The organism is Streptomyces sp. NPDC020597, assembly GCF_044335095.1.
Classification (GTDB): domain Bacteria; phylum Actinomycetota; class Actinomycetes; order Streptomycetales; family Streptomycetaceae; genus Streptomyces.
Genome location: NZ_JBIRUL010000001.1, coordinates 490834 through 510822 on the forward strand (window position 1 = coordinate 490834; position 19989 = coordinate 510822).

Annotated in this window: 21 protein-coding genes; 12 read left to right on the forward strand and 9 right to left on the reverse strand. The window is 71.7% G+C overall.

Features of this window, described 5'->3' with window-relative positions; all coding sequences use genetic code 11:
- Positions 1-5 precede the first annotated feature (5 nt).
- Positions 6-797, reverse strand: a complete 792-nt coding sequence (locus tag ACH4ZA_RS02335) for an enoyl-CoA hydratase-related protein (RefSeq protein ID WP_319281105.1) — start codon at positions 795-797, stop codon at positions 6-8.
- A 378-nt stretch (positions 798-1175) separates the two neighbouring features.
- Here ACH4ZA_RS02335 and ACH4ZA_RS02340 point away from each other — a divergent pair, with 378 nt between their 5' ends.
- Positions 1176-1343, forward strand: a complete 168-nt coding sequence (locus ACH4ZA_RS02340) for a DUF3117 domain-containing protein (RefSeq protein WP_003966491.1) — start codon at positions 1176-1178, stop codon at positions 1341-1343.
- 135 nt (positions 1344-1478) lie between these two features.
- Here the strand turns inward: ACH4ZA_RS02340 and ACH4ZA_RS02345 are convergent, their stop codons facing one another.
- On the reverse strand, positions 1479-2177 hold the full coding sequence (locus ACH4ZA_RS02345) for an O-methyltransferase (RefSeq protein WP_319188785.1): 699 nt from the start codon (positions 2175-2177) through the stop codon (positions 1479-1481).
- A gap of 235 nt (positions 2178-2412) precedes the next feature.
- On the opposite strand from ACH4ZA_RS02345, the gene sigE reads away from it, so the two are divergent.
- The 5 genes from sigE (at position 2413) to ACH4ZA_RS02370 (ending at position 7913) form a co-directional block, all read left to right on the forward strand.
- The gene (gene sigE / locus ACH4ZA_RS02350; protein ID WP_107442050.1) at positions 2413-3123 is read left to right on the forward strand and encodes an RNA polymerase sigma factor SigE; all 711 of its coding nucleotides are present in this window, start codon (positions 2413-2415) and stop codon (positions 3121-3123) included.
- On the forward strand, positions 3120-4094 hold the full coding sequence (locus ACH4ZA_RS02355; RefSeq protein ID WP_398427637.1) for a zf-HC2 domain-containing protein: 975 nt from the start codon (positions 3120-3122) through the stop codon (positions 4092-4094). The genes sigE and ACH4ZA_RS02355 overlap by 4 nt, the downstream gene beginning before the upstream one ends.
- Positions 4095-4196: 102 nt before the next feature.
- The gene (locus tag ACH4ZA_RS02360; RefSeq protein ID WP_398427638.1) at positions 4197-6377 is read left to right on the forward strand and encodes a trypsin-like peptidase domain-containing protein; all 2181 of its coding nucleotides are present in this window, start codon (positions 4197-4199) and stop codon (positions 6375-6377) included.
- A 251-nt stretch (positions 6378-6628) separates the two neighbouring features.
- Entirely contained in the window at positions 6629-7084 is a 456-nt protein-coding gene (locus ACH4ZA_RS02365; protein ID WP_319281098.1) for a sec-independent translocase, read from the forward strand.
- A gap of 169 nt (positions 7085-7253) precedes the next feature.
- Positions 7254-7913: a hypothetical protein gene (locus ACH4ZA_RS02370; protein ID WP_319281096.1), complete on the forward strand. Its 660-nt coding sequence runs from the start codon at positions 7254-7256 to the stop codon at positions 7911-7913.
- A 122-nt stretch (positions 7914-8035) separates the two neighbouring features.
- On the opposite strand, the gene ACH4ZA_RS02375 is transcribed toward ACH4ZA_RS02370, so the two are convergent.
- The 3 genes from ACH4ZA_RS02375 to ACH4ZA_RS02385 are packed head-to-tail and all read right to left on the reverse strand — an operon-like array spanning position 8036 to position 11100.
- On the reverse strand, positions 8036-9169 hold the full coding sequence (locus tag ACH4ZA_RS02375) for an Mrp/NBP35 family ATP-binding protein (protein WP_319281093.1): 1134 nt from the start codon (positions 9167-9169) through the stop codon (positions 8036-8038).
- Positions 9170-9212: 43 nt separating this feature from the next.
- Entirely contained in the window at positions 9213-9812 is a 600-nt protein-coding gene (locus tag ACH4ZA_RS02380; RefSeq protein WP_319281090.1) for a DUF1003 domain-containing protein, read from the reverse strand.
- Positions 9802-11100 carry a magnesium transporter MgtE N-terminal domain-containing protein gene (locus ACH4ZA_RS02385; protein WP_319281087.1) on the reverse strand — a complete coding sequence of 433 codons (1299 nt, stop codon included), beginning with the start codon at positions 11098-11100 and terminating at the stop codon, positions 9802-9804. The genes ACH4ZA_RS02380 and ACH4ZA_RS02385 overlap by 11 nt, the downstream gene beginning before the upstream one ends.
- Before the next feature lie 249 nt (positions 11101-11349).
- Between ACH4ZA_RS02385 and ACH4ZA_RS02390 the strand changes: the two genes are divergently transcribed.
- Positions 11350-12099 carry a hypothetical protein gene (locus ACH4ZA_RS02390; RefSeq protein WP_319281085.1) on the forward strand — a complete coding sequence of 250 codons (750 nt, stop codon included), beginning with the start codon at positions 11350-11352 and terminating at the stop codon, positions 12097-12099.
- A gap of 13 nt (positions 12100-12112) precedes the next feature.
- On the opposite strand, the gene ACH4ZA_RS02395 is transcribed toward ACH4ZA_RS02390, so the two are convergent.
- Positions 12113-12673: a hypothetical protein gene (locus tag ACH4ZA_RS02395; protein ID WP_319281083.1), complete on the reverse strand. Its 561-nt coding sequence runs from the start codon at positions 12671-12673 to the stop codon at positions 12113-12115.
- A 24-nt stretch (positions 12674-12697) separates the two neighbouring features.
- A complete protein-coding gene (locus ACH4ZA_RS02400; protein WP_319281081.1) occupies positions 12698-13828 on the reverse strand; it encodes a magnesium and cobalt transport protein CorA in 1131 nt (376 codons plus the stop codon).
- 487 nt (positions 13829-14315) lie between these two features.
- On the opposite strand from ACH4ZA_RS02400, the gene ACH4ZA_RS02405 reads away from it, so the two are divergent.
- Positions 14316-14900 (forward strand): suppressor of fused domain protein, encoded by a 585-nt coding sequence (locus ACH4ZA_RS02405; RefSeq protein WP_319281079.1) that lies wholly within the window; start codon positions 14316-14318, stop codon positions 14898-14900.
- Positions 14901-14967: 67 nt separating this feature from the next.
- On the opposite strand, the gene ACH4ZA_RS02410 is transcribed toward ACH4ZA_RS02405, so the two are convergent.
- The gene (locus ACH4ZA_RS02410) at positions 14968-16191 is read right to left on the reverse strand and encodes an MFS transporter (RefSeq protein ID WP_398427640.1); all 1224 of its coding nucleotides are present in this window, start codon (positions 16189-16191) and stop codon (positions 14968-14970) included.
- Positions 16192-16350: 159 nt separating this feature from the next.
- On the opposite strand from ACH4ZA_RS02410, the gene ACH4ZA_RS02415 reads away from it, so the two are divergent.
- From ACH4ZA_RS02415 to ACH4ZA_RS02425, 3 genes are all read left to right on the forward strand, one after another.
- On the forward strand, positions 16351-16992 hold the full coding sequence (locus tag ACH4ZA_RS02415) for a DUF6758 family protein (RefSeq protein WP_319281075.1): 642 nt from the start codon (positions 16351-16353) through the stop codon (positions 16990-16992).
- A 111-nt stretch (positions 16993-17103) separates the two neighbouring features.
- Entirely contained in the window at positions 17104-17961 is an 858-nt protein-coding gene (locus ACH4ZA_RS02420; protein ID WP_398427642.1) for a PHP domain-containing protein, read from the forward strand.
- 96 nt (positions 17962-18057) lie between these two features.
- On the forward strand, positions 18058-18663 hold the full coding sequence (locus tag ACH4ZA_RS02425) for a MarC family protein (RefSeq protein ID WP_319281071.1): 606 nt from the start codon (positions 18058-18060) through the stop codon (positions 18661-18663).
- Positions 18664-18739: 76 nt separating this feature from the next.
- On the opposite strand, the gene ACH4ZA_RS02430 is transcribed toward ACH4ZA_RS02425, so the two are convergent.
- Positions 18740-18892 (reverse strand): hypothetical protein, encoded by a 153-nt coding sequence (locus ACH4ZA_RS02430; RefSeq protein WP_107105381.1) that lies wholly within the window; start codon positions 18890-18892, stop codon positions 18740-18742.
- 195 nt (positions 18893-19087) lie between these two features.
- Here ACH4ZA_RS02430 and ACH4ZA_RS02435 point away from each other — a divergent pair, with 195 nt between their 5' ends.
- Positions 19088-19984, forward strand: coding sequence for an NYN domain-containing protein (locus tag ACH4ZA_RS02435; RefSeq protein ID WP_398427643.1), 897 nt, complete (start codon positions 19088-19090; stop codon positions 19982-19984).
- Positions 19985-19989: the final 5 nt, after the last annotated feature.

Genomic DNA, 19989 nt, shown 5'->3' on the forward strand with positions numbered 1-19989 from the left:
GGGGTTCACCGGCCCAGGTACTTCGGCGTTCCCTTCTCGACGAACGCCCGCACCGCGATCGCGTGGTCCTCGGACGCCCCCGCCCGGGTCTGCAGTTCGTCCTCCTTGTCCAGCGTCTCGGACAGCGAGTGCGCGAACCCGTACGCCATCGCCTCCTTGAGCGCCGCGTACGCCACCGTCGGTCCCTCGGCCAGCATCCGCGCCAGCTGCTCGGCCGCGGTCTGCAGCGAGGCCGCCGGAACGACCCGGTTGGCGATGCCCAGCTCGTACGCCTCCTTGGCCGTGATGCTGCGCGGGAAGAGCAGCAGGTCGGCGGCCCGGCCCGGCCCGATGACCCGGGGCAGGGTCCACGACACGCCGGAGTCGGCGGTCAGCGCCACCCCGGCGAACGAGGTGTTGAAGGACGCCGTGTCGGCCACGATGCGGTAGTCCGCGGCCAGCGCGAACCCGAGGCCCGCGCCGGCGGCGACCCCGTTCACGGCGGCGACCACGGGCTTCGGGGCCTCCGTCAGGGCCCGCACGATCGGGTTGTAGTGCTCCCTGACCGTGCTCATGACCTCCCCCGAGCCCGCGGCCAGCAGCCCGATGTGCTCCTTCAGGTCCTGCCCCACGCAGAACGCCCGCTCGCCGGCGGCGGTCAGCAGGACGGCCCGCACGGCGTCGTCGGCCGCCGCGGACCGGACCGCGTCCCGGAGGGCGACCTTCGCCGCCACGTTCAGCGCGTTCATCGCCTCGGGGCGGTTGAGCGTGATCGTCGCGAGCCCGTCGCTCACCTCGTAGAGCACGGTGTCGGCCATGGCGTTTCCCCTCCGCGTCGCGGCTTCGACGCATTACTCGTCAGTACGTCCGGTGTACGAGGACAGCATGGCGGAGATCACCGTCCGCCGACCGGACGCGACGTGTGACCTGCGTCAAAGAAATCGGGACGATTTCCGGTGCGCGGAAGTCCGTGCGGTGGCGCAGTATCGCAGTCACATCGCCGAATTGAGTGGTTTTGCTCGCGCGCGTTGCCCAAGCGATGCCGACTGATGTTGGTCATCGGGTCCTGAGATGCGGGATAATGGCTGGGAAGCAATGTGTTCGATGCCGGTGTCGCGTGTCCCACGCTGGATCGCGGCTGCCCTCCACGGGCCGTCGGCTTTGGCGATGAGCTGGTTTCAGGAAGGGGAACGAGCATGGCGGCCATGAAGCCGCGAACGGGTGATGGCCCGCTCGAGGTGACCAAGGAGGGGCGGGGCATCGTCATGCGCGTTCCGCTCGAAGGCGGCGGGCGGCTCGTCGTCGAGCTGACCCCTGACGAGGCCGACGCGCTCGGCGACGCCCTGAAGAAGGTCGTCGGCTGACGCGCAAGCGACCCAATTCTCTTCGACCGCTCCGGCGTCCCTTCTGGGCGCCGGAGCAGTCGTCTCTCCACGCCTTTCGAGGTCCCCGTCAGCCGTTCGGGCGCGGTCCGCGGACCGTCGCCGCGGCCGGCGTCGTCAGCGCTTGACCGCGCACAGCAGTCCGTCGCCGACCGGCAGCAGCGAGGGCACGAGCTCCTGGCTCTCCCGCACCGCCCGCAGCAGCTCCCGGATGCGTATGACCTCGGTCGGCTGCGGTCCCGAATCGACCGTGCGCCCGTTGGCGAACACGCCCTCGAAGGCCACCAGGCCGCCCGGGCGGAGCAGGCGCAACGATTCAGCGAGGTACTCCTGCAGCTCCAGACGGTCGCCGTCGCAGAAGACGAGGTCGTAGCCCGCGTCCGCGAGGCGGGGCAGCACGTCGAGCGCGCGGCCCGGGATGAAGCGGGCCCGGTTGCTGGCGAAGCCGCAGGCCCGGAAGGCCGTCCGGGCGAACTGCTGGTGCTCCGGCTCGGGGTCGACGGTCGTCAGGACGCCGTCCGGGCGCATCCCGTACAGCAGGTGGATCCCGGAGACGCCGGTGCCGGTGCCGATCTCGGCGACCGCCTTCGCGTCCACGGCGGCGGCGAGCATCCGCAGCGCGGCGCCCGTGCTGGGCGACACCGAGCGCAGCCCTGCCTCACGGGCCCGGTCGCGGGCCCAGCGCAGCGCTTCGTCCTCGGCGGCATAGGCGTCGGCGAACGCCCAGCTTGCCTGCCGGTTGCCGGTAATGACCCTCTCCTGTCCCCGTGGTTGCCTCGGCGTGACTGTATCCGTTGCCGCCGGGAACCCGCAGATGGGACCGGACGTTTGAAGGGGTGGGAACGACGACGGGGGGACACAGTTGGATCACGATGAGGGACCGGGCGCCGACCAGGCGCTGATGCAGCCGTACGAGCCCGGTCAGCGCACATCAATCTCTCGTAAAACCGCTTATCCGGAGCTAACGGGCGAGGTGGCTATGGTAGGGGCTCCACTGGACACCACCAGAGCCGACAGGGGAGGTGCGGCCGCGCCTGTGGATCGGGGAGGAGTGCTGCGGCGCTTTCTCGGGTCGGCGGGCAGGCCGAAATCCGTGAACGACACCGCTGCTGACCACAGCCACGCCGGCGCCGCCGCCGGACAAGCCCAGACCGCGACCTTCACCACCGACGCGGACGGGCAGGCGTGGACTCCGCCCACGTGGGAGGAGATCGTCAGCATGCACAGCGGCCGGGTCTACCGGCTCGCCTACCGGCTGACCGGCAACCAGCACGACGCCGAGGATCTCACCCAGGAAGTCTTCGTCCGCGTCTTCCGCTCCCTGTCGACGTACACGCCGGGCACCTTCGAGGGCTGGCTGCACCGCATCACGACCAACCTCTTCCTCGACATGGTCCGCCGCAAGCAGCGCATCCGTTTCGACGCGCTGGGCGACGACGCGGCCGAGCGGCTGCCCAGCAAGGAGCCCACCCCTCAACAGCTCTTCAACGACGCCCACTTCGACGCGGACGTCCAGCAGGCCCTCGACACCCTCGCGCCCGAGTTCCGCGCCGCCGTCGTGCTCTGCGACATCGAGGGCCTGTCCTACGAGGAGATCGCCGCGACCCTGGGCGTCAAGCTGGGCACCGTCCGCTCGCGCATCCACCGCGGCCGTTCCCAGCTGCGCAAGGCCCTCGCGCACCGCTCGCCGGAGGCGCGCGCCGGACGCCGTCCGCTCGTGGCGCGCGTGCCCGCTCTGGGAGGAGGGGGCGCTACCGCGTGAGTGGATCCCGACACGACGCAGCCGAGAGGCTCCTCGCGGAGCAGCATCTCGGAGACCGGCTCTCGGCCCTGGTGGACGGCGAGCTCGGTCATGACACCCGTGAGCGCGTGCTGGCGCACGTGGCGACCTGTTCCAAGTGCAAGTCGGAGGTCGACGCGCAGCGCCGGCTGAAGAACGTCTTCGCGGAAGTCGCGCCGCCCACCCCCTCCGAGAGCTTTCTGGCCCGTCTGCAGGGGCTCCCCGGGGGAGGCGATCCGGACTCCGGCGGCACGCCGCCCGGCGGCGGCTTCGCCGACGGGGTCTTCGGAGTGAGAGGGACGCGCCGGGACGAGCCGTTCGAGTTCGGCTACGTACCGGCCCGCGACCACGGCTCCGTGCTCTCCCCGGCGTCGGACCGGGGCTTCCGCATCCACCCGCTGGGCCGTGGCGAACGCCATGACTCCGAGCGCTCCCGCGGCATGCGGTTCGCCTTCGTCGCCGCCGGCGCGGTGTCGCTCGCCGCGATCGCCCTCGGCGGCATGACCACCGTCGCCCCGGTCGACACGAACGCGGACGGCCGTGCCGGAGCGGGCTCCGGAAGCAATGTGACCCCGGCCCGCACTCCGGGCACGGGCTCCTCGGCGGCTTCGGAGAACCAGCGTCGCCGCAGCGCGGGCCCCCTGCTCTCCCAGGGCGGTCAGCTCGGCGACGCCCCGGCGGCCCCGACCGGCGCCTCCGCTCCGCTGCTGCCCGGCATTCCGGCTCCGGCCGGCGGCCGCTCCGACCAGGTCCTGCACCGGCTCACCACCCCCATGGTGGCCGGGGCCGCGGCGATGTCCCCGCTGATACGTCCGCTCGGCACGACCCCGCCGATCTCGCTGACCGCCTGGAGCCCCGCACCTGCGGTCACCGGTATCGGTCTGTTCGCCGCACCCAGCCCCGACACCTCCTCCGCTCCCTCCCCCTCGCCCTTCCTGCGCGACGCTCGCTGAGCAGGGCCCGCGCCACTGTGCCGTGAACCTGGTTGAATCCAGGGACGACCGCGTCCGGTCAGGCAGCCGGACGCGAAGGCGGAGTGCGCGGGTGGGGAGAGCATGGACGAGGGGAAGCCCACGAAGGCGAAGTGGTGGAGCCGGCCTCGACCACAGGAAGCCACGGGAGACCGGCGCACCGCGGACGACTCCGACGGCGCGCCCGTGACTTCGTCGCCCACCCCGGACGGCGATTTCGAACTGGCCCGCCCCGTCGCCCCGGTGGCCCCCGCCCCCGACGAAGCCGCCCCGCCCCATGCGACCGATCCCGCCGACGCGTCACCCGCCGCGCCGGACGGGGACACCTCCGCCGACGCGCCCGGCGCCGCCCACGAGGTCGTCGCTGGGGTGGGCTCGTCGGGGACGGGTGCCGGTCCGGCCGACGTGGTTCCCGGCGAGGCGGCCGTGGCCGACGCCGGGCCGCGCGCGGACGCCCTGGCCGACGGGGCCTCCGGTGCGCCCGGCGCGGGCGGCATCGTCCACGAGGACGCCGGCGCCTTCGACGAGGCGCCTGGCGGGGCGGGCTCGCCGGAGACCGCTGCCGTGCGCGGCGTCATCGCTCCCGTGGCGCCGGAGCCGGTTGCCGTCGAGCGTCCCAAGCCGTTGCACGACCCCGACCCGTACAGCACCCCGCCGTACGGCGAACCGGGCCCCTGGGCACCGGCGCCCCCCGTCCAGCACCCGGCCGTCGCGACCGTCCCGCCGTCGGCCCCGTCGGCCCCGTCGGCCCCGTCGGCCCCGTCGGCCCCGGCGGCCGCGCATCAGGCCGCTCCGCCGTCGGCCGGTCCGGGGCAAGCCGCTCCGCCGTCGGCCGTTCCGGCGCAGGCCGGTACGGGGCCGTGTCCGTCGGCCGCGGATGCGGCAGCGGCGGCCGCTCCCGGCGCCGGGTCCGCGTCGGACTCCGGTCACAGCGCGGGGCCCGCGGCCCCCGGCGACCTCGGGTATCCCCCCGCCTCCGCGGACGGAGCCGGGTCGGCCCCGTCCGACCGGTCCGACGCGACCGCGGAGGACGCCGCCCCCGACCCCTGGCGGCGCTACGACCCGTGGGCCGCCGCGTCGTCGCGCGGGACGCGTGTGCCCGGCGGGCCGTGGCAGCACAGCGAGGCCGGGGCCCTGGCCGCGGGGGAGCGGCGGCGGTGGGTGCGCAGCCAGCTGGTGGGCGGCGCCCTCGCCGTCGCGTTGGTGTCCGGCGTGCTCGGCGGAGCCGTGGGCGTGTATCTCGAGCGCAACGGCGGACTGGACCCGGTCCGGCTGCCGCAGGCGTCCGCCGAGCCCGCCGGGCGGTCCGCGGACAGCGTGGCCGGGATCGCCGCCCGCGCCCTGCCCAGCGTCGTCACCCTGCACGTCAGCGGCAGCGAGGAAGGCGGCACCGGCACCGGCTTCGTGCTCGACTCGCTCGGCTACATCCTCACCAACAACCACGTCGTCGAGCCGGCCGGGAGCGACGGCGGGATAACCGTCGTCTTCAACGGCGGCCAGACCGCCAAGGCCGAGGTCGTCGGCCGGGACACCGGATACGACCTCGCCGTGGTGCGGGTGACCGGGGTGAAGGGGCTGAAGCCCCTGTACCTCGGCAACTCCGACAACGTGCGGGTCGGCGATCCGGTCGTCGCCATCGGCGCCCCCTTCGACCTCGAGGGCACCGTCACCTCCGGCATCATCAGCGCCAAGGAACGGCCCATCACGTCCGGCGGCGACGGCAGGGACGCCGGCGACGTGTCGTACGTCGACGCCCTGCAGACCGACGCGCCGATCAACCCCGGCAACTCGGGCGGGCCGCTCCTCGACGCGCAGGGCCACGTCATCGGCATCAACTCCGCGATCCGCTCCGCCGCCGACGGCGTCGGCGCCGGCAACGCGCAGTCCGGTTCGATCGGCCTCGGCTTCGCCATCCCGATCAACCAGGGAAAGCGGGTCGCCGAGGAGCTGATCAACAACGGCAGGGCGACCCACCCGATCATCGGCATCAGCCTCGACCTGCAGTACGCGGGCGACGGCGCCCGGATCAGCGCGAAGGCCGGTGACGGAGGCTCCGCGGTCACCGCCGGCGGCCCCGGCGCCAAGGCCGGCCTGCGGGCCGGTGACGTCGTCACCGAGGTCGACGGGCAACGCGTCCACTCCGGCCAGGAGCTGATCGCCAGGACCCGCGCCCACCGCCCCGGCGACCGTCTGCGGCTGACGGTCCTGCGCGACGGCGCCGAGCGCACCGTCACGCTGGTCCTCGGCTCGTCCGGAGGCGGCTGACGCGCCGCTTCCGGCCCGCGTACGGCGACGCGGCCGGCGTTTGACGGAAACGTCACAGGCGGGGTCGCGAAAGTGGTCCGACATGGCAAACATCGCGGAAAACCGGCCGCGTACATGCACGCCGAGGCTCCGGGACAGTACCGGTTCGACTGGTGTGACAGGTACCGTGGACCCGCCCGGACCACGGAAGACCCGAACTGACCACTGAGGGCCCGAGGACCGAGGACCGCGGACATCGCAAGGAGCTTCAGGTGTTCAATGACATAGGACCGCTCGAGCTGGTGACGATCATCGTCCTGGCCGTGCTCGTCTTCGGTCCGGACAAGCTCCCGAAGGTCATCCAGGACGTGATGCGCACCGTCCGGAAGATCCGCGAGTTCTCCGAGAGCGCCAAGGCGGACATCCGCAGCGAGCTGGGGCCGGAGTTCAAGGACTTCGAGTTCGAGGACCTCAACCCCAAGACGTTCATCCGCAAGCAGCTGGACAACGACGAGCTGGGGCTGAAGGAGATCCGCAACGGCTTCGACCTGAAGAAGGAGATGGCCGAGGTCACGGACGCGGTCCACAGCCGTGACACGGACGCCGCCGGATCGGGGTCGTCCTCGCCGTCCTCCTCCACGTCCGGGGGCGGTCGCGTCGACATGACCAAGAAGCCCGAGGAGCCGGGCGGCGACGACCGCCCGCCCTTCGACGCGGACGCCACCTGAGCCACGCGAGCCCCCCGGTGTGAGGGGGCGCACGCCGCACGCGCCGGGTGGATTCCCGGCAGCCGGGGGCGGGGTGGCTATGCTGCCTGGTTGTTGTGCGGAGCGGACGAGTACGCCCGAAGGGGGGCGGGCCGGTCGTTCCGTGGAGAACGAGGAGGCGTCCGGGCAGATGGAGACGACGAGTCGGGCAGTCGCGCAGACGCCGGCCGCGGAGGGCGGACCACAGGTCCCCTCCGTCCGGCGTACGGTCGACGGCTATCTGGAGGCGCCCTTTCCCTGGTACGGCCTCGACGAGGCCTTCACGGGGCCGCGCTGGCTGATGCAGGTGGGCACGGCGGCCGACGGGGCCGTCGAGCACGGTTCCGTCGGGCACGGCGACGAGCCCTCCGTGCGGCACGAGACGGCCGGCGAGGACCGCGGGAAGTTCGCGGTCGTCGTGACCGTCGCCGCGAATCCGGTCCGGCGCAGCCCGGACGGCACCGGTGTGCTCGAGGCCACCTCCGTGTCCTCGGCGGCCTGGCTGGCGGGCGTGGGCCTGCTGTCGTTCACCTGGCCCGGCCAGATGGACCACAGCCTGCGCGACGACTGGCTGGACCAGCAGACCGAGACGGCGTGGGTCCTCGCGGACGACCTCTCGGGGCCGGACTGGTCGACGCTCTCCCTGCCGGTCGACGGCGTGCCGACCCCGTTCCACTACCGCGAGTCAGAGTTCGGCTGGGTGCTGGCCGGTTCCACCGAGAGCGGGGTGCATCTGGGGGCGTACGGACGCGGCATGAGCGCGTACGGCCTCGGCTTCTCCGCCGTCAAGGACATCGCCGAGTACGCCTAGACACCGGCGCGTACGCCCGGACACGGCGAAAGGGTGCCCCCCGAGCGGAGGGCACCCTCATGGACGCGATGCCCCTGAGCGCACGGCTCACGGGCGGGCGGACGCCGCGGTGCGGACCCGCCCTAGAACTTGTTCCTCGGGGTGATCCCCAGCGACAGTCCCGACAGACCGCGCTGCCTGCCGCCGAGCTTGCCCGCGATGGCCCGCAGCGCGGAACCCGCCGGAGACCCGGGGTCGGTCAGGACGACCGGCTTGCCCTCGTCGCCGCCCTCGCGCAGCCGGACGTCGATCGGGATGGAGCCGAGCACCGGGACGGTGGCGCCGGTCGTGCGGGTCAGCCCCTCGGCCACCGACTGTCCGCCGCCCGTGCCGAAGACGTCGACCATCTCCCCGCAGTGCGGGCAGGGCAGGCCGGACATGTTCTCGACCACGCCGACGATCTTCTGGTGGGTCTGCACCGCGATGGACCCGGCCCGCTCGGCGACCTCGGCCGCCGCCTGCTGCGGGGTCGTGACGACCAGGATCTCGGCGTTGGGGACCAGCTGGGCGACCGAGATCGCGATGTCGCCGGTACCCGGCGGAAGGTCGAGCAGCAGCACGTCCAGGTCGCCCCAGTAGACGTCCGCGAGGAACTGCTGAAGCGCGCGGTGCAGCATCGGTCCGCGCCAGACGACCGGGGCGTTGCCCGGGGTGAACATGCCGATGGAGATGACCTTCACGCCGTTCGCGGACGGCGGCATGATCATGTTCTCGACCTGGGTGGGACGGCCGTCCGCGCCCAGCATGCGCGGCACGCTGTGGCCGTAGATGTCGGCGTCGACGACGCCCACCTTCAGGCCGTCGGCCGCCATCGCCGCCGCGAGGTTCACCGTCACCGACGACTTGCCGACGCCGCCCTTGCCGGACGCCACCGCGTACACGCGGGTCAGCGAGCCCGGCTTGGCGAAGGGGACCTCGCGCTCGGTCTGGCCGCCGCGCAGGGCGTTCGCCAGCTCCTTGCGCTGCTCGTCGCTCATCACGTCGAGGGTGACGTCGACGCGGGTGACGCCCTCCACCGCCGAGACCGCGTCCGTGACACGTTGCGTGATCGTCTCGCGCATCGGACAGCCGGAGACCGTCAGGTACACGGTGACCGCGACCGCCCCGTCCGCACCGATCTCCACCGACTTCACCATCCCGAGCTCGGTGATGGGCCGGTTGATCTCGGGGTCGTTCACCGTCGCCAGTGCCTCGCGCACCGCGTCTTCGCTAGCCATAAGCACGATGGTACGGCGAGGCGAGGTGGCCCCGGTAAGCCCGTCACCGGTCGTCTACGTCACGTCCCCGCGGCCGTTCTGCCGGGAATACGGCGTGTTCGTGACGCCCGTCCCGCCGTTCCTCCAGCTCCTTGACCATGTCCTGGAGCTCGGAGCGGATCCAGTCCCGGGTGGCGACCTCGCCGAGACCGATGCGCAGGGCGGCGATCTCGCGGGTCAGGTACTCGGTGTCGGCGATGGACCGCTCGTTCTGCTTGCGGTCCTGCTCCAGGTTGACCCGGTCACGGTCGTCCTGCCGGTTCTGCGCGAGCAGGATCAGCGGGGCCGCGTAGGAGGCCTGGAGCGACAGCATCAGGGTCAGGAAGATGAACGGGTAGTTGTCGAAGCGCAGGTCGCGCGGCGCGAAGATGTTCCACAGGACCCACACGATGATGACGATCGTCATCCAGACGATGAACCGCCCGGTGCCCAGGAAGCGCGCGATGCGCTCCGACAGCCGCCCGAAGGCCTCCGGGTCCCACTCGGGCAGGATCCGGTGCCGGGGCGGCCGCGGCTGGTCCAGCCGCGGCCGGTGGCGGCTGGACGCCGTGGCGCCGGCCGGGGTGCGCTCGGCGCGTCCGCCGCTCTCGCGCTCAGGAGTCATGCGGACCCACCTCCTCGGCCGTCGCGCTCTCGTCGAGGTGGAACTCCGTCTCCCGCCAGTCCTCGGGCAGCAGGTGGTCCAGGACGTCGTCCACCGTCACCGCGCCCAGCAGCGAGCCCGCGTCGTCGACGACGGGGGCCGCGACCATGTCGTACGTCGCGAAGAACCCGGCGACGACCGGCAGCGCCGCGTCCGGCGCCAGCGCCTGCAGATCGTCATCGAGGATCGAGCTGACCAGGGTGTACGGAGGGTCGCGCAGCAGCCGCTGGAAGTGGACCGTGCCGAGGTACTTGCCGGTCGGCGTCTCGTCGGGCGGGCGGCAGACGTAGACCTGCGCGGCCAGCGCGGGGGAGAGGTCGCGGTTGCGCACGCGCGCGAGGGCGTCCGCGACGGTGGCGTCCGGCCGCAGGACGATGGGCTCGGTGGTCATCAGCCCGCCCGCGGTGTGCTCCTCGTAGGCCATCAGACGCCGCATGTCGGCCGCGTCCGCCGGCTCCATCAGACTCAGCAGCCGCTCCTGGTCCCGCTCCGGGAGCTCGGACAGCAGGTCGGCCGCGTCGTCGGGATCCATGGCCTCCAGGACGTCCGCGGCGCGCTCCTCCTTCAGCTTGCCGAGGATCTCGATCTGGTCGTCCTCCGGGAGCTCCTCGAGGACGTCTGCGAGGCGGTCGTCGTCGAGGGCCGCGGCCACCTCCGCGCGCCGCTTCGGCGACAGGTGGTGCAGGACGTTGGCGAGGTCGGCGGGGCGAAGCTGCTCGAAGGTGGCCAGCAGGCTCTCCGCGCCCTGCCCGTGCTCCTCCAGCGAGAACCCGGTGACCGCCGACCATTCCACGGTCAGCGTCTCGCCCTTCGCCCGCCGGAAGGCGCTCGCCTTCTTGCCCTTGCGGACGAAGACCCGGTCGATCTCCCAGTCCCGGCGGGCCGGCAGCTGCTGCACCGACACGTCGAGGACGCTGACCTCCTCGCCGGTCTCGACGAGCGTCACACGCCGGTCGAGCAACTCCCCGAAGGCCAGCCGCTCGGTCGGCCGCTGCTCGAAGCGCCGGACGTTGAGCACGCCGGTGGTGATGACCTGTCCGGACTCGATGCCGGTGACCCGGGTCATGGGCAGGAAGATGCGCCGCCGTGTGGACAGTTCGACGACCAGTCCGAGCACCCGGGGCGGCCGCCGGCCCACGCGCAGCACGACGACGAGGTCACGCACCCGGCCCACCTGGTCGCCGTTCGGATCGAAGACGGGGATGCCGGAGAGGTGCGAGACGAAGATCCGCGGGGCGCCCGCTGCCATCACCGCACCTCCTTCTCTGCAGACTGCTTCACGGGCCTCTCCACGGTTGTCTCCACGGAGCGGCCCCTCGCGTGGTCACGGGTGAGGCACTTCTCCCGAATGCCCGCTCGTGCGGGCTTCAGGCTAGCCCGTCCCGATCGGATACGCCCTGGTGGGCGGTCCGGACGGACTGGCTCCGCCGGTGCTCCGCGACCCCGGTACGCTGCCGTACGCCGCTCGGCACACCCCCGCGGAAAGGCGACTCCCCCTGTGACTGCGATGCCCCAGAACCGTGCGCGCCGGGTCCCGCTGGTGAGCGCGCTGTGCGCGCTGGTCGTGGGTCTGGGACTGACGGGATGCAGTGAGGATCCGGACGCGGGCACGAACGGGGTGGGCAGACTCCCCGCCCAGGAGATCCAGGCGAGGACGAAGACGGCCGCGGGCTCGGTCGACGCGGTGCGCCTGTCGGGGAACGTGGTCACCAGCGGGCGCACGTACAAGCTCGACATGCGCCTGAAGGCCGACGGCGCAACCGGCTCGGTCACCGCCGAGGGGGCCACCTTCCACCTGCTGCGGGTCGGCGAGCAGCTGTTCCTGAAGGCCGACGCGGCGTTCTGGAAGCACGAGGACGCCGCGTCCGACGACGGCAAGGGCGCCGCCGCCGGGGAGAAGCTCGACGGCAAGTACGTGAAGGTGCCGACGGGCGATCCGTCGTACAAGAAGTTCAGCGGCTTCACGGACAAGAACCTCCTGCTCGACGGTCTGCTGACGCTGCACGGCTCGCTGGACACCGACGGCCACCACGAGCAGTCCGGCGTCCGCACGGTCCGCATCACCGGCGACGGCGGCTCCGGCGGCACGCTGGACGTGTCGCTGGAGGGCAAGCCGTACCCGCTGCGCCTGGCACGCGCCGGCGGGGCGGGCACGCTGACCTTCTCGGCCTGGGGCAAGGACTTCGCCCTCCGGGAGCCGGCGAAGGGCGAGACGGTGGACTACGGAAAGCAGCTCCCGACGTCGTAGTCCCGTCGCAGGCCTACTTCCGTCTGCGCTTCCTCAGCAGCAGCTTCGGGAGCGCGGCCGGCGCCGCCTCGCGTGTCGTGGCCGGGGTGGGGACGGGCGCCGCGGCGAGGTCCCCGTCGGGCAGCGGCGTCGTGCCGCCGGCGGGCTCCAGCCGCAGCACCCGGCACTCCCGGGCCCAACGCTCCGTCATGGCCTCGCCGTCGGGCGCGTTCAGTCGCTTTCCCTTGAGCTCGGCGACGGTCGCCTCCCACGCCTCGGAGCCGGGCGCGAGCCCGACGATCCGCGCCGTCCAGGAGACCAGCCGGCCGCCCTTGTCCTTGCTGCGCACGGTGACCTCGGCCGAACCGCCCTCGACGAGCCCCGGCAGCGGCTGTTCGCCCGGCCCGTCGCCGACCAGACAGGCGGCGCCCTCGTGCCACACGTGCCACAGCGCACGCGCCGCGGTCTCGCCGGCTCCCCGGACCCAGACGAGGCCGGACTTCTTGGTGGCCTCCTCGACGAGTGCCCGCTCGGCGAGGGCGTCCTCGACGAGGCCCCGGTCCCCGTGGTCCCGGCCGATCAGCTCGCTAGTCATGGCGAAAGCCTAGCCCGGCGTCCCTCAGAGCCAGCCGTTGCGCTTGAGGGTGCGGTGGATGCCCACACACAGCGCCACCATGGCCGACATGACCACGGGGTAGCCGTACTTCCAGTGCAGTTCCGGCATGTAGTCGAAGTTCATGCCGTACACCCCGCAGACCATCGTCGGCACGGCGATGATCGCGGCCCAGGAGGTGATCTTGCGCATGTCCTCGTTCTGTGCGACGGACGCCTGCGCGAGATTGGCCTGGAGGATCGAGTTGAGCAGTTCGTCGAAGCCGATCACCTGCTCCTGGACCCGGGCCAGGTGGTCGGCGACGTCGCGGAAGTACTTCTGGATGTCGGGGTCGACCAGCCGCATCGGCCGCTCGCTCAGCAGCTGCATGGGACGCAGTAGCGGCGACACCGCGCGCTTGAACTCCAGGACCTCACGCTTGAGTTGGTAGATCCGCCCGGCGTCCGTGCCGCGCGGGGCGCCTTTGCGGCCGGGCGAGAACACCTCCGTCTCGACCTCGTCGATGTCGTCCTGCACGGCGTCCGCGACCGCGATGTAGCCGTCGACCACGTGGTCGGCGATGGCGTGCAGCACCGCCGAGGGGCCCTTGGCGAGCAGTTCGGGGTCGTCCTGGAGGCGGTGGCGCAGTGCGCGCAGGGAGCCCTGGCCGCCGTGCCGGACGGTGATGAAGAAGTCCTTGCCGGTGAAGCACATGACCTCACCGGTCTCGACGACCTCGCTGTTGGCCGTCAGCCGGTCGTGCTCGATGTAGTGGATGGTCTTGAAGACGGTGAAGAGGGAGTCGTCGTAACGCTCCAGCTTGGGCCGCTGGTGGGCCTGCACCGCGTCCTCCACGGCCAGCGGGTGCAGCCCGAACTCGGCGGCGATGCCCGCGAATTCGGCCTCGGTCGGCTCGTGCAGGCCGATCCAGACGAAGCCCCCGTCGCGCCGCACCTGACGCATGGCCTCCTGCGGGCTCGGGGCCTGGGCGAACATGACGCGGGCGCCGTCGCGGTAGACGGCGCAGTCGACGACGGCCGACGGCGTGCCGGGGTCGCGGGTGGTGTCGTAGGCGCCGCCGTCGGTACGCCCGCCCCCCTTGCGCAGGGAGGGGCGGGCGGGGCGGACGACGGCACGGAGGTCGCGGATCATCGACATGGCAGGCTCCTTCGCGACGAGCAAAGAAAGACCGCCACGACGGGTGGAACTGCCCGGAATGGGGACGTCCTGACTTGACGTCTCCCCGGCCGTCGAGGCTGGGAAGGTTTGGCACGTCCACAAAGCGGGGAGCACCGCTCCGTCGCGGTGGCGAGCTTCGCTACTGATTCAGATCAGACAGATCAGGCAAAACGAAACGAAGTGCTCTTCCACGGGAAGATGAGCGCGAGAGTCGGCGACCAGCCGGAGGCGAAGAGGCCAGAGCAGTTGCGTCAGCGGTTGGAAGAGCGAGTGGTACTGCACGGGTGACTTCGATCCATGACAGCCCCACCTCCTCCAGCCGGTCCCTCGTAAGGGAGTCTCGTCTGCGTCGGGGCAAGATCGCGACGCTTCGGCGTGCTGCCCCGAACCACCGGGCCAGAGTAGCAGTCGACCGAAGTGTCAAGGTGCTGCTTTGCCGCGCACTGACGAGTTCTATGCTCGCCGCATGGCTGATGTTCTTCCTCTGGTGGACGCCCGTTTGCGCACGGCGCTGGGTGAGCCGGACGCCCGCGCGGCGGTCACCTTCCTCGGCGCCGACCGTGTCGAGGTGCTGCGTTTCCGTGAGGGCGACATCGTCCGCTACGCCACGCTAGGCATGTCCGCGCAGCCGATGAGCGACCCCACGGCGGTGCTCGCGGATCCGGTGAAGGGCCCGCGAGCCGAACTGCTCCTGTCCGTCCGCCCGGGTGACGCCGACACGGACAAGGTGCTCCGTCCGCTCGCCGTGCTCGCCGCGTCCCCGCAGGTCGAGGGTGTGGTGGTGGCTCCTGGCGCGTCGCTCGACGTGGGCGGGCCGCTGTGGCCCGGCGCTCCCTTCACCTCGGTCCTGGTCGCCGAGCCGGGCGGTCTGGTCGAGGACCTGGACCTCGGCGAGCCCCTCGACCCGGTCCGCTTCCTGCCGCTGCTCCCCATGACCCCGAACGAGGCCGCCTGGAAGCGCGTGCACGGCGCCCAGGCCCTTCAGGAGCGCTGGCTGACGAACGGCACGGACCTGCGGGATCCGTCCCGCAGGTCCGTGCCGCTCGACTGACGCTCCGTGAGGAACGTCACCAACATGAGCCCGACGTCCGCCGGTTGGCGATGCCGGCGCCGAGAGGTCAGCCGGCGAAGACCGCGACTCCGTCCTCCGTCGCGTGCCGCGGCTCGAGTGCACGCGCCTCTGCGGTGAGCGCCCTGCGCCGGACGACGACCACGAGCGCGCCGAGCACCGCCGTCACCGCCGCCACCGTGAACGGCATGTGGATGTCGGTCCACTCCTCGATCTTCGGCGCGAAGTAGGGCGCCGCCGCGGCCGCGAACCACCGCACGAAGTTGTACCCGGCGCTCGCCACCGGGCGCGGGGCGTCCGACACGCCGAGTGCCAACTCCGTGTAGACGGTGTTGTTCACGCCGATGAACGCACCCGACAGGATCGTGCAGACGATCGCCGTGGCGTGGTCGCCGTAGCCGAGGACGAGCACGTCGGCGGCGAGCAGCAGCAGCGAGCCGCCGAGCACCTTCGGCGAGCCGAACCGCTTCTGCAGTCGCGGGGCGACGAGCACCGAGAAGACCGCGAGCAGCACACCCCAGGCGAAGAACACCGCTCCCGACTTGTAGGGGGTCATGTCCAGCACGAAGGGGGTGAAGGCCAGCACGGTGAAGAACGTGTAGTTGTAGAAGAATGCCGAGGCGGCGACGGAGGCGAGACCGCCGTGGCCGAGCGCCCTGAGCGGGTCCAGCAGCGAGGTCCTGCGGGCCGGCTTCGGCTGTTCCTTCAGGAACGCCGTGATGCACAGGAAGCCGATCGCCATCAGGAACGCGGTGCCGAAGAACGGGTAGCGCCAGCTGGCGTCGCCGAGCAGCGCGCCGAGCAGCGGTCCGCAGGCCATGCCGAGGCCGAGTGCGGATTCGTACAGCAGGATGGCGGCCGCGCTGCCGCCGGCCGCCGCGCCGACGATCACGGCGAGCGCGGTGGAGACGAAGAGGGCGTTGCCCAGTCCCCAGCCGGCGCGGTAGCCGACGAGCTGCCCGACCGAGTCCGAGGTGCCCGCGAGGCCGGCGAAGACGACGACCAGGGCGAGCCCGGACAGCAGCGTCCGGCGGCCGCCGATGCGGCTGGAGACGAAGCCGGTGACCAGCATCGCGATCGCGGTGATCAGGAAGTACGAGGTGAAGAGCAGGGAGACCTGTCCGGCCGTGGCGTCCAGGCCCTGGGCGATGGACGGCAGGATCGGGTCGACCAGGCCGATGCCCATGAAGGCGACGACCGACGCGCCGGCGGTCGCCCACACCGCCTTCGGCTGCCGCAGGATGCTTCCGGCTCCCGCGTCGAATGGGTCCATGGTGCGTCTCACCCTTCCGAGATGGTTGGTATATGCACACAGTAAGTTAGAGCGGCTAATAAATGCAAGTTACATGCACATCGCTGGAGTGCAATCGGTTCGGTCCGGACGGGTGATCGTCCTTGACGTGGACGTGCTCGGGTAGGACCGTGGGGCTCTATGAGGGGCGAACCCAGTTGCCCGAAGTGTGGTGGCCGGGTCAGGGCTCCCGGACTCTTCGCCGATTCCTGGCAGTGCGATGTGCACGGGACGGTCCATCCGCTGCAGCCTGTGATCCCGCCCAGCGTCGAGGCGCTCAGTGTCGTCGTGCACCGCACCCAGGTGCCGGTGTGGATGCCCTGGCCGCTGCCGGTCGGCTGGCTCTTCACGGGTGTGACCTACGCGGGCGACGACCGCAGCGGTGGCCGCGCCACAGCGGTTGCCTGCTCCGGGCCCGGACCGCTCGGCGGCATGGGCGAGCTGATCCTGGTCGCCGAGGAGCTCGGCGTCGGCCTGGGCGCGCGCTATGCCGGCGTCGACGGGCCGGACCCGGGCCCGTACATGAGCGTCGAGAAGCCCGCACAGGCCAAGCTGCTCGCCGCCGGCCGGCCCACTCCGCTGTGGCACGTCTCGGCCACCCCCGACGACCGCGCGGTCTTCGCGGGCGAGGCACGGGGGCTGTGGCTGTGGGCGGTGGTGTGGCCCGAGCAGTCCGGACTGCTCATGTACGACGAGCTGGTGCTGACGGATCTGCGGGACGCGGGGGCGGAGGTGGAGCTGGTGCCCTGCGGGGCGCTGTCGCCGCGCCTCCTCGAGCCGTAACGCCCGGCACGTGTAGGGGGCGCCAGGGGGTTTCGGGTGTGACAGGGCCGGTCTGATTTCCGGCTATGCTGGGGCGTCCCCTTCCGTACGTCCCCGTCTGGAGTCCGTGTCGTGCGCATCGATCTGCACTGCCACTCCACGGCCTCGGACGGCACGGACACCCCGGCCGAGCTGGTGCGAGGCGCCGCCGCAGCCGGACTGGACGTCGTCGCGCTGACCGACCACGACACCACCCGCGGACACGCCGAGGCGGTCGCCGCACTGCCCGAGGGGCTCACCCTCGTCACCGGCGCCGAGCTCTCCTGCCGTGTCGACGGGATCAGCATGCACATGCTGGCCTACCTGTTCGACCCCGAGGAGCCCGCGCTGCTCGCCGAACGCGAGCTGGTGCGGGACGACCGGGTGCCCCGGGCGCGCGCGATGATCGCCCGGCTGAACGGCCTGGGCGTGCCCGTCACCTGGGAACAGGTGGCGCGGATCGCGGGAGAGGGGTCTGTCGGGCGCCCGCACGTCGCCACTGCCCTGGTCGAGCTCGGCGTCGTGCCGACCGTGAACGACGCCTTCACCGGGGACTGGCTGGCCGACGGCGGCCGGGCCCACGTCGGAAAGCACGAGACCGACCCCTTCGAGGCGATCCGGCTGGTCAAGGGGGCCGGCGGGGTCACCGTCTTCGCGCACCCGGGCGCGAGCAAGCGGGGGCACACGGTGCCGGAGGCCGTGATCGCCGAGCTGGCGGCCGCCGGTCTCGACGGCATCGAGGTCGACCACATGGACCACGACGCGCAGACCCGCGCCCGGCTGCGCGGGCTGGCCGGGGACCTGGGGCTGCTGGTCACCGGCTCCTCGGACTACCACGGCAGCCGCAAGACGTGCGTGCTCGGCGAGTACACCACCGACCCCGAGGTGTACGGGGAGATCACCCGGCGGGCGACGGGCGCGTTCCCGGTGCCGGGCACCGGCGGAGCCTGACCCGGCCGACGCGCCCTACCGCTCCCGCCTTCCGTCCGCCCTTCCGGCCGCCTGCCTTCTTTCCTTCCCTCCCTCCCCTCGCAAGGCTCTGCACTGATGTTCGACGTCGCCGTCTTCGGCTCCCTCTTCCTCACCCTCTTCGTCATCATGGATCCCCCCGGGATCACCCCGATCTTCCTCGCGCTCACCGCCGGACGGCCCGGCAAGGTGCAGAAGCGGATGGCCTTCCAGGCCGTGTGCGTCGCGGGCGGCGTGATCGCCGTCTTCGGGCTCCTCGGGCACCAGATCCTCGATTACCTGCACGTCTCCGTGCCCGCGCTGATGATCGCGGGCGGGCTGCTGCTCCTGCTGATCGCGCTCGACCTGCTCACCGGCAAGACCGACGAGCCGAAGCAGACCAAGGACGTCAACGTCGCGCTCGTCCCGCTGGGCATGCCGTTGCTGGCCGGCCCCGGCGCCATCGTGTCGGTCATCCTCGCGGTGCAGAAGGCGGACGGGGTGGCGGCGCAGGCGTCGGTCTGGGCGGCCATCCTCGCCATCCACGTCGTGCTGTGGCTGGTGATGCGGTACTCGCTGCTGATCATCCGGGTCATCAAGGACGGCGGCGTGGTGCTGGTGACCCGGCTGGCGGGCATGATGCTCTCCGCGATCGCCGTGCAGCAGATCATCAACGGCGTCACCCAGGTCGTCCGGGCGAGCTGACCGCCCGCATGGACGAGCAGAGCCCCCTACGAAGGTTCCGTAGGGGGCTCGCAAGTCTGTAGGGGGACCCGCGCTGTTACGAGGCCGTGGGGTCGGCCGGACGGATCCACAGCCGCTGCCCGATGGCGGCGGCCTGCTGAACGATCCGGTTGACGGAGGCGGCGTCCACGACGGTGCTGTCCACGGGGGTTCCGTCGACGTCGTCGAGTCGCATGATTTCGAAGCGCATGGCTTCTCCCTTCGTCTGGTCATCCTCCTGAGGAGAACTACTTGGTTACGTAGGGAGTCAACGGCATGCGTGTTACAAACATTCCCTACGCTAAAGAAATTTTTCGAACGACTAATTACTAGCGAGTAAGGGAGCTTGGGTCGACTGAACGGGACCGGTTGTGTTCGCAGCGTGACCACCGGGACAATGGAGGCGATGAACGACGACCTCCCGGCCCTCGCCGACCGCATCGACCGCACGAACGAGCTGCTGACCCGCATGCTCGCCGAGGTAGCCAAGACGCCCTCGACCCACGCGATCTTCGTCGACGCGGGGTACCTGTACGCGGCGGCGGGGCGTCTGGTGGCCGGGACCGAGGACCGCCGGGCCTTCGACCTCGACGCCGAGGGCCTGATCGAGGCGCTCATCGACCGCGCCCGCTCGATCTTCGCCGACAGCCGGCTGCTGAGGGTCTACTGGTACGACGGCGCCCGGCGGCGCATCCACACCGCCGAGCAGCAGTCCATCGCCGAACTGCCCGACGTGAAGGTGCGGTTGGGCAACCTCAACGCCAACAACCAGCAGAAGGGCGTCGATTCGCTGATCCGCTCCGACCTCGAGTCACTGGCCCGGCACCGGGCCATCAGCGACGCGGCCCTGCTGGGCGGCGACGAGGACCTCGTCTCGGCGGTGGAGGCCGCGCAGGGGTACGGCGCCCGCGTCCACCTGTGGGGCATCGAGGCGCCGGAAGGCCGCAACCAGGCCGAACCCCTGCTCTGGGAGGTCGACAGCCAGCGCACCCTCGACCTCGACTTCTTCAAGCCCTACGTCGCGCGGCGCATCGCCGCGGCCTACGAGGCGGCCGGCACGAGCCGGCCCACCCGTGAGGCCGTCCGCTTCGCCGGCGCGCAGATCGCGGCGAAGTGGCTGGCGGCGCGGGGCAGGGAGAGCCTGGCCGAGCTGCTGCCGGGCCACCCCTACCTCCCCGGCTCCGTCGACCAGGACCTCCTCGTGGAGGCCGAGGGCATCCTGCAGTACTCGCTGCGCGGCCAGGCGGACCTCCGGCGCTCGCTGCGGGACGGCTTCTGGGAGCACGTCCAGACCCAGTATTAGCTTGT